Below are 9,464 nucleotides of genomic sequence, written 5' to 3'. Positions count from 1 at the left end.
TCTCATGAGATCGAGCCAGGGCCGCGGCGCAGTCCGGGACCCGTACGCGTGGGATCTGGCCACCTCGGGCGGGCCGCCGAACCTGGATCATGCCTCCGAGATCCGTGGTGACGCGCAGCGGATCAGACAGGCCTGGCGTGAACCCGGCGCCCGCATCGTCTGCCTCGACGACGAGGGCCGGTTCGAGGACGAACCCTTCGGCCGGCCCATCACGCCCGCCGACGGTGAGGAACCCGGCGATGACGACGTCTTCCTCGGCCGGCTCGAAGGCCATCCGTGGTTCGCCCGGCGCGACGCCGGTCCGTACACGGCAGTGCTCCGCAATGCCCGACTCACCCCGGGCGAACGCGAGGTCGCCAGCGCCGCCCAGGCCATCCTCAACTGGGTCCGCGTGACGCGTCGCTGCGTCAGGTGCGGTGGCGAGCTGGTGCGCACCCGGGGCGGGTTCGCCGCCGAGTGCGCCCAGTGCGGCCATGAGACCTTTCCCCGAACCGACCCGGCCATCATCTGCGCGGTGCTCGACTACGACAACCGTCTCTTCCTCGCGCACCAGGGCAGCTGGGAACGAGGCCGCGTCTCGGTGCTCGCCGGTTTCGTCGAGGCCGGCGAGACCGTGGAGCAGGCCGTGCACCGCGAGATCGCGGAGGAGGCCAGGTTGCGCATCGCGTCCCTGCGCTATCTCGGCAGCCAGCCATGGCCGATGCCCCGCTCCCTCATGCTCAGTTTCGTCGCGCGCAGCGATTCGCCCGGCAGGGTCGACGGGCAGGAGCTCTCGTGGGGCGGCTGGTACACCCGTGGTGAGGTGAACCGTCTCACCGGCACCGGATCCCTGGTGCTGCCGCCCGGCGCCTCGGTCGGCCACCACCTCATCCGGGCGTGGCTGGAGGACCGGCTGCCCGGCCCCGAGGACTGACCGGCCTGTGCCGTGGTCAGCTGCCGGGCCAGCCGGGCGCCCTCGACAACCGTTCGGTCAGGCCCGACGCGCGCTGGGCCTCGGTGACGACGGCGCTGCGCACGGAGGCTGCCGGGCCGATGATCCGCACACCGGTCTTCGCCCTCGTCACGGCCGTGTAGAGAAGACTCCTCGTGAGCAGCGGCGAGTCGGGGGAGGGCAGGACGAGCGTGATCCGCTCGAACTGGCTGCCCTGGGATTTGTGCACCGTCATGGCGTACATCGTCTCGACGCCCTCCAGCACGTATGCCGGGTAACTGCGGTGATTGCTCATCGCGGCGCGCAGGCCCTGGGCGGTCTCGATGACGACACCGGTGTCGCCATTGCTGATGCCCAGTTCGCTCAGGTTCCGCGTGGCCAGCAGGGGCCGGCCGATGTACCACTGCCCCGACGCGAGCTGGCCCGCCGCTGCGCGCTGGACCCGCTCTGCGGCGGCGCCCCAGGTGGTGACCCCGTACGGGCCGGTGCGGTGTGCGCACAGCAGGCGGTGGGCGCCGAGGGCAGCGGTGGCCGCCCCGGCGCGGCCCTCGCGGGCCGCCTGCGTGGTGGCGTGGGCCTGCTCGACCAGCTCGCCGCGCAGTGAGAGAGTCGCCTCCAGGTCGAGACCGGCGGCGTCCTGGTCGTGGAACTCGACGGCGTCCGTGCCGGCGAGCAGCTCCAGGGTGCGGTCGGGGTCACCGTCCCTGATCGCCTGGGCGAGTTCGGATATGCCGCTCGTGAAGCGGTAGCCGCGGTCGAGGACGACGACACCCGGCTGGCCGGGCGCAGGACCGGGCAGTCCGGCGGCGGTGATGTCGGCGAGTACGGCGCCGGCGTCGACCGGAGTCAGCTGGTCGGGGTCTCCCACCATGACCAGGCGCGTGTCCGGGCCGAGCGCCTCGAGCAGGCGGGCCATGAGCGGCAGCGAGACCATCGACATCTCGTCGACGATCACCATGTCGAAGGGAAGCCGGTGGCCGGGGCCGTGGCGGGGCGCACGGTCGGGGCGGATCCCCAGCAGGCGGTGCAGCGTCGTCGCGGCCGGCACCTGGCCTGCGAGTTCGTCCGCGTGCTCGCCGAGTGATTCACTCAGCCGGGCCGCGGCCTTGCCGGTGGGTGCCGCCAGGGCGATGCGTACCGGGCTCCCGGTGGCCTGCGCCTGGTCCCTGAGGGCGGCGACGACCCTGGAGATCGTCGTCGTCTTGCCCGTGCCCGGTCCACCGCAGATGACGGTGGTGCGGGCGCAGATTGCTGTGCGCACCGCACGGTGCTGGGCGGCGTCGAGGCGATCGCCTCGCGCCGAGCCCCGGGCCAGGCTTCGTTCGAGCACGGGCACGTCGACACCGGGGAACGGCCCGCAGCGGCCGAGCAGGGTCGTCGTGATCGATTCCTGGTCCTGCCAGTGCCGCTCGAGGTAGAGGGCCCCGTCCACCAGGCGGAGAGGACGCTCGTTGGCCTCGGCGTGCTCGCCGCCGACGAGAGCCGAGGCGGCGAGCGCCCCCAGCCACTGGTCGGCTGCGGGCCAGGGGAGTGCATCGAGTCGGGGCGCGACGCCCGCCTGGGCGTCGGCGTCGCGGTCGAAGAACTGAGCCAGCCGGTGGACCTGGCGGATCGGCAGGCAGACCGAACCGGCGCGCAGCGCACGCATGGTGAGCGCGGCGCCGAGCAGCACGGCCGGATCGGATTCCCCAGCGGTCCTGGCGATGAGCTGGGCGGTGTGGATGTCGGGCGCCTCCAGGAGGCCTGCCTCGTTGAACCGGGCGAGGACACCCGTGGCCGAGACGACCCGGCCGTCGATCACGCTCATGCGGCACCGCCCTCGGCGTGGTGGCCGCCGGCGAGGAGCCCGGAGACGGCCTCGATCAGCTCGGCGCGTGGGTGCCAGGTGAAGACCCCCGGCGGCATGGCGGCGTCGGCCGGGCCCTCGGGGCCGGACATGCCCCGCAGGAAGAGGTAGCCGACTCCGGCGAGATGGTGCACCGGATCGTAGCCGGGCAGGCGCCAGCCCAGGTACCGGTGCAGGCCCACGCAGTACAGCAGCGCCTGCAGCGGGTAGTGGGCCTCGATCATCGCTCTCGTCATGGCGGCCGGAGTGTAGGCGTGAGGTCCGAGCGTGGCGTGGGGGAGCGTGGGGACCCGGTTCGTCTTGTAGTCGATGACGACGTAACGCGCCGTTGCGCTTGCGACCGGTTGTCCCGGTTCGGTGCTCACGCCGGCGGATGGCAGGCGTAGCACGGCGTCGATCGAGCCGGTGAGGAAACCGCGCAGGACCGTGCGGGCGGCTCCGCTGTCCGCCAGTACCTGGCCGTAGCCGACCAGCGGGTCATCGGCAGGGACGAGGGAGCGGTCGCCCCACAGCTCGGCGATCGCCCCGAGCTCGCGGGAGCCATTCGCCGATCCGAGGGGCAGGTCGAAGCTCAGCTCGGCCAGCCGGTTCGCTGCCCCGATGTGGCGCAGGCTCGCGCCGCCGGTGAGTTCGCCCAGCGGCGTGTCCATGACTGCCTGCAGCCCCAGCGACAGCTGCTCGGCGGGGACCCCGGACACCGGCCATTGGGTGAGCATCCGGCGGGTCGCCGCCGTGGTGCGCTCGGCGAGGTCCGGGCCTGCCGGGTCGACGCTCTCGAGGATCGAGTGCACCAGTGAACCGAACTGGGTGCCGCCGGGCAACTCCGACAGGGGCGTGGCGTCGCCGGCGGCCCCCGGGCCGTCGGCCTGTGCGGCTGGACGCCCCTCGAGCTGGGGCTCGTCGTCGGTGCCGTGCTCGTCGAGGCCGATCGGGCCGCCGGGTGCGCCGTGGATGCCGGCCACGAGACTCGAATAGGAGGTACGCGACCAGGAGTGGTCGATGGTGCTGGTGAGGACCCGCCCGGCGAGCCGGGGCGAACCGGTCGGCGGCAGCGGGGCCTCGGGTGCCCCCGCGAGGCGGGGCACGGGCGTGAGTCGCACGAGCTCACGGCCGGCGCAGGACGCCACGACATCGGTGCCGACGGGACAGGAGGAGCTGAGCTCGATGCGATCGTGGGGATTCATCAGCAGCCGGTGCAGGGCGGATCGGGATGTGTTGTGCCTCGTGCGGGTCCACCATGCGATGAGCCGGCTCTGGGCGCGCGTCGCCGCGACGTACAGCAGCCGCAGGTCCTCAGCCTGTTCCTCGGCGATCTTCGCCCGGTGGCGTTCGGGGGACCGGTCCCCGAACAGGTCGAGGCTGAGTACGCCACCGGCGTGGACGAGGCTGCGGCCGAGCCGGTCGGCGGCCTCGCCGCCGATGTACTTGTTCGCCATGTCGGGCAGCGCCACCACCGGGAACTGAAGGCCCTTGGCCCGGTGGATCGTCATGATCGAGACGGCACAGTGGTCCGTCTCGAGGCGACGGACCGCGTCGTCGTCCGCCCGCTCGGCGCTCTCGCGGATCGAGCCGGCCAGCCAGTCGCGCAGGCCCACCAGGTCCCGGCCTGAGCGCCGGCGCTCGTACTCGAGCAACTCGGTGACGTGACGCAGGTCGGTGTAGGCACGTTCGCCGTCCCGGTCATCGCTCAGCAGCCGTGCCATGAGACCGGGCCGCCCGCCGTCCTGCTGGACGCACAGTCGCTCCAGGACACCGGTGGGGCCGGTCCGGTCCATGGTCTCGCGCAGCGAGGTGACCAGGACGAGCAGCTGGTTGCGGGCCTCGTCGCTGGCCCGGGCCAGACGTCCCGGGGTCCAGCCGATCAGTTCGGTCAGGGACAGCTCGAACAGCAGCTGAGGCCGCGGATCGCACATGGCGTCGAGCAGGCAGAGCCAGGCCCTGGCTGCCTCGGAACCGAAAATGGTCTCACCGCCGGTGAAGACCGCGGGGATCCCGGCCCGGGTGAGGGCTCGCCGCACCTGGTCACCGGCCCTTCTGCTGCGCACCAGGACCGCGAGATCGGCGGCACGCAGGTTGCGGATCGTCCCGCCGTCGTCGATCCGGCCGCGGGCGAGCAGGGCGACGAACTCGCGCACCAGGTCGGCCACGACAGCCTTGCGGGCCTCGGCAGCCGGCAGCTCCTGGTCGGGGGCGATGGCCCGCACGTGCACCCCCGGTGCGTTGACGGCGTCGTCGAGCCAGACCCGGCACTGCTCGTGGGAGCTCGTGACCGGCGTCAGGCAGATCGTCTGGCCCGGGCCGCCCAGCGATGACCGGCCGAAGAGCTGTGCGATGCCGTCGACCACGCACGCGTCGCTGCGGTGGTTGCGGCCGAGCGTGAAGCACTGGTCGGCGCAGGACCGGGCATCCAGGTAGGCCTGCAGATCGGCGCCGCGGAAGCCGTAGATCGACTGCTTGGGGTCGCCGATGACGACCAGGCGCGTGCGGTGGTGGAAGGCCCGTTCGAGGATGCGCCATTGCAGCGGGTCGGTGTCCTGGAACTCGTCGACCATCACCAGGTCGAACCGTGCGGCGAGTGTCTGCGCGGCCAGTTCGCCGGTGCACGGGTCGGCGAGGGCTTCGTCGATTCGCTCGATCATGTCGGCGAAACCGTAGATGCCCATCGCACGTCGGCGGCGGGCCATGCGCGCACGGACCTCGGTGGCGAAGTCAAGACGTTCCTGCTCGTCGCCGGAGCAGCCCGGCCCCGGCAGGAGCGGCAGCGCGGGGTGGGCCAGTGCCGCCGCGCCGATGACGCGTGCCTGCTCGTGTCCGAGGCTCGTGCTGCCGGTGGCGGCGCGCGCCAGATAGGCGTCGTCGATGACCTGGGACCGGACGGCTGTCATGTCGCTGACGAAACACATGGTGGTGTCGTGGTCGACGAGTGTGCCCAGCTCGCCCAGCAGGCGTGCGCAGAACTCGTGCGTCGTCGCGATGACGACCCGGTCGAAGTCGGCGAGCGCCTGCCGCAGATTCGCGTGCCGCCGGGCCAGCTCATCGGCCGAGCCCGTGCACAGCTGGGCGTCGACCGGATCGACGTCCTGCGGTCCGCGGCCGGTCATGGCCTGGCCGAGAACGCGCATGCTCGACTGCAGCCGCTCATGGACCCGGGAGCGCAGTTCGAGGGATGCCGAGCGGGCGAAGGTGACGAGCATGGTGCGGTCGATGCGGCCCTGGCCCAGGGCGATGAATCGTGTGGCCGCGGCGGCGATGGTGTAGGTCTTGCCGGTGCCTGCGCTGGCCTCGAGGACCGTGGTGCCCTCGGGCAGGTCGGCGGTGGGATCGAAGACCGAGCCGGGGCCGGGCGTGAACAGATCAGTCATGATGCGCCCCCGGATTCCACGGGCTCAGGGCGCCGACGAGGGGACCGTAGAACCAGCGGCTCAGGTTGACGAAACGGCTGGGGGAGGTGGTCAGGGGATCCTCCGGTTCGGAATCGATGGCCTCGATGTCGCGCCAGGAGGCGCCCACCCACTGCAGCACGGGGGAGAAGCCGACCTCACGGGCGTAGTCGCGTGGCAGGAAGGATGCGGCGCTGCGCTGGTTGCGGCTCGCGCGCCGGGCGTGGCTCAGGCAGGTGTCGGGCGGCATGGGCAGGAACCGGCTGAGTCCGGTGCGCCGCAGGCGGCACATCTGGGACAGCAGCGACTGCGCGGCCGCGGGGCTCGGTGCGGCGAGTCTGAAGCAGTCGTTCCTGCCGATGACGAGGGCCTCGTCGACGTCGGCGCCCGCCGCGGTTGCGCAGACGAGTTCGACCCAGGCGGCGGCGAGATGCCTGCCCCGCAGACGAGCGTAGCGGTGGTGCACGAGTCTGCCGGCGTAGGAGCTGATGGTGCCGGAGACCGACCAGTGCCCCTCCTGCCACGCCACGTCGTGCTCGGCCGGCGCGGTGAGCTGTGCGCGGACCGTCGTGGCGTAGGCCTCAAGGGCGGCACGGCGCTCCCCGAGCAGCGTGGTGCCGAGCCGGCCCGGGGGGACCCGGCCCCCGAGCAGCGCTGCGTCCAGGGCGGCCGTGGGGGACTGGCCGGCGATGAGCGCCGTCGTGATGGACTCGTCGACGGCCCAGCTCTCGAGGCCGTCCAGGGTGATCGGCAGGTCGGTGGGCGCCTGGTCGGCCTCGGCCCCGGGCAGGAAACCGAAGCTGTGCAGGACCCAGGCCCGGATCGGGTCCTGGAAGAAGGAGACCAGCTCGTCGACGCCGACCACGTGTGCCTCCTCGCCCGGGGGCGCGCCGGTGATCGTCCAGACGGGTTCCTGCCGGCGTGCGCTGGGGTGCTCTGCCGCGGCGCGGGCCCCGGCGAGCGCGGCCGCGTCGAAACTGAAGGCGCCGCCGGCCCGGTCGGGATCGAAGTTGGCCGCGGCGTAGGGCTGCAAGGGGTGCACATGGATCAGGCTCGGTGCCCGGCCCGCGTCCGGCGCGTGGGCCTGCCTCCACGGTTCACCGGCTTCCTGGCCGGTGCAGGCCGCGATGAGGTCGGACATGACGACCGGCTGCGGCAGCATCTCCCCGGTACACGGGTCGGCCCCGGCGCCGACGACGATGAGTCGCTTGCCGGCGCTCAGGACGGCGTCGAGCAACTGCTGCCGGGCGGCAGCGGCGGTGTCCTGGGCGAGGATCCCGGCCCGGGCGAGCAGATCACCTCCTGCCGATGTGGTGCGGGGCGGGAAATGGGCGTCGTCCAGACCGAGGATGGCCACCACCTCGTGGTCGATGCCCTGCGCATCGCCGAGACCGCAGATCGTCATCGATCCAGCACCGAAGTCCGCACGGCCGCGTTGGGGTCTCACGAGGTGGCGCAGTGCCGCGGCCACGTCACCGGCGTCGAGCAGGGAACCGGCTCCTGCCGCGCACGACAGCTCGAACAGGGCGCTGCTGAGATGGTTGAGCATCCACTGGTCATCCGGGCCGTTGCCCGCCAGGTCCGTGGCCGCCTCGAGCAGACGCGTTCGCCAGGTGACGATGTCGGCGGGTTCGTCGAACCGCAGCAGGTGCATGCGGACGCGCGAGACCAGCTCGGCCATCGAGCCGATGAGCTCTGCGTCGGAGCCGCTGAGGTGATCGACGGGGACGACGGTGTTGAGTCTGGTGAGCGGGTCGTCCGCCATGACGAGGCCGGCGAGCAGCCGGTCGATGCCGGTGATCCAGGTGCCCTGCCGGACACCGGACAGCCCGTGAGCGGCACGGTGGCGGGAATCGACGCCCCAGCGGATCTGCGAGCGCTCGACGAGCTGCCCGATCCGGTCCAGGGCCTCGGCGTCGAAACCGAAGGCGCGGGCGACGGGACTGAGCGAGGCCAGTGCGAGCAGTTCGGCGCTCGTGGCGCGTGCGGACGGCAGGGCGAGCAGGGTCAGCAGGACGGTGAGCACCTGGTTCGGTCGTTCGGTGGCGGAGCCGGCCACTCGTGCCCGCAGGTCGTGGCCGGGGTGCTGCCCGGGGGTGTCGACGGGGCCGAGGGCCGCTTCGAGCAACGGCGCGTAGGCGGGCAGGTCGGTGCACAGCACGATGACATCGCGAGGTTGCAGCGCCGGGTCGCGGTCGAAGGCGTCACACAGCGCCTCGCGCAGTACCTCGACCTGCCGGTCGGGGCCGTGACTTGCGTGAATGCTCACCGAGCCATCGGCCTCGACCAGCTCGCCGACAGGACGGCCGATGCGCACGTGGTGCTGGAGCCGGCCCAGCATGGTCGAAGGCCCCGGGTCCGGTTCGGCCGGGGCGGTGATGGCCGCCGTGGTGCCGATCCAGCGTTGCCAGCTGAGGCGGCGGGCCGAACCATAGCGTTCGCGCAGCGGGGAACCCTTGGAGTCGGCGGCCGCCCAGTCCGGGGAGCCCAGCTGCCAGACACTGACCGGAAGCCGCCCTGCCAGTGCGGTGAGCAGTTCGACGTCGGTCTCGCAGGGCACGTCGAGACAGGCCACCCCCAGCGCAGGGGGCAGCGCGTCAGGCCGGGCCCGCTGTATCGCAGCGCAGAGCTGCTCGTGGCGCAGCCCGGGGTGGGGCCAGTCCAGTGAGGCGGCCAGCCGCTGCCACAGCAGGGCCTGCCACTGGTCGTGTTCGGGCAGCCGGTCCCCGGCCGGATCCACCAGCGAGCCCTGCGACCAGGCCCGGAGCATGGCGGGGCGGTGGCGGCAGTAGTTCCTGACCAGCCCGGCGTAACCCTCGGCCGTGGCGATGAGGCGTCCCGGCGCCGGCCGGGGCGCCTCCCCGCGGGCCGGGTGACCCTCGATGTGGCGCTGGACGAGCGCGAACCATGGTTCGGTCGAGCACTCCCGCATGAGGGAGGCGACCTGGATGGCCAGGCCGGCCGAACGCCAGGGATCGGTCTCGGTGTCGTGGCCGAGCAGGTCACGTTCGAGGCGCGCCCGCAGCCCGCCCATGGAGGGGGTGTCGACGCCGGCGAAGACACCCGGTCCGCCGGGGGCCGCTGCGACGGTCTGCCTGATGCTGCGGCTGTGTGCCGCACTGGGGGCGACGAGTACGGGCACGGTGAAGGGATCAGTGGCATGGGCGGCGAGGAACTCACCCGCCCGGGCACAGAGCTCGGTCCAGCTGTGGCAGCCGATGACGGCGGCCCCGCCCTGCCCAGCCGGTGATCGCCAGTTCGTCATGCCCATCACCTTAGGCAGGGCCGCCGACATCTCGTGCCGTGG

General features: G+C 72.5%; 4 protein-coding genes. 1 reads left to right on the top strand and 3 read right to left on the bottom strand.

The window, feature by feature from the left end; all coding sequences use genetic code 11:
• Positions 1-4 precede the first annotated feature (4 nt).
• Complete coding sequence (gene nudC / locus D9T14_RS03640) at positions 5-913, top strand: NAD(+) diphosphatase (protein ID WP_119160786.1); 909 nt, start codon at positions 5-7, stop codon at positions 911-913.
• A 16-nt stretch (positions 914-929) separates the two neighbouring features.
• Here nudC and recD read toward each other — a convergent pair whose 3' ends face one another.
• The 3 genes from recD to D9T14_RS03625 are packed head-to-tail and all read right to left on the bottom strand — an operon-like array spanning position 930 to position 9,422.
• Entirely contained in the window at positions 930-2,738 is a 1,809-nt protein-coding gene (gene recD, locus D9T14_RS03635; protein ID WP_119160785.1) for an exodeoxyribonuclease V subunit alpha, read from the bottom strand.
• Positions 2,735-6,139, bottom strand: a complete 3,405-nt coding sequence (locus D9T14_RS03630) for a UvrD-helicase domain-containing protein (RefSeq protein ID WP_119160784.1) — start codon at positions 6,137-6,139, stop codon at positions 2,735-2,737. The genes recD and D9T14_RS03630 overlap by 4 nt, the downstream gene beginning before the upstream one ends.
• Entirely contained in the window at positions 6,132-9,422 is a 3,291-nt protein-coding gene (locus D9T14_RS03625) for an exodeoxyribonuclease V subunit gamma (protein WP_170175689.1), read from the bottom strand. Before D9T14_RS03625 ends, D9T14_RS03630 begins: the two co-directional genes overlap by 8 nt.
• Positions 9,423-9,464: the final 42 nt, after the last annotated feature.

Origin of the sequence: Propionibacterium australiense, from assembly GCF_003666605.1 — a bacterium.
Classification (GTDB): Bacteria; Actinomycetota; Actinomycetes; order Propionibacteriales; family Propionibacteriaceae; genus Propionibacterium; species Propionibacterium australiense.
The sequence above is the reverse complement of the archived record's forward strand: the minus strand, read 5'-3'. Positions and strand labels throughout refer to the sequence as shown.

Bases quoted from the DNA above. Each gene is read 5' to 3' on its own strand.
- nudC (WP_119160786.1), top strand. From the start codon at position 5: ATGAGATCGAGCCAGGGCCGCGGCGCAGTCCGGGACCCGTACGCGTGG.
- recD (WP_119160785.1), bottom strand. From the start codon at position 2,738: ATGAGCGTGATCGACGGCCGGGTCGTCTCGGCCACGGGTGTCCTCGCC.
- D9T14_RS03630 (WP_119160784.1), bottom strand. From the start codon at position 6,139: ATGACTGATCTGTTCACGCCCGGCCCCGGCTCGGTCTTCGATCCCACC.
- D9T14_RS03625 (WP_170175689.1), bottom strand. From the start codon at position 9,422: ATGACGAACTGGCGATCACCGGCTGGGCAGGGCGGGGCCGCCGTCATC.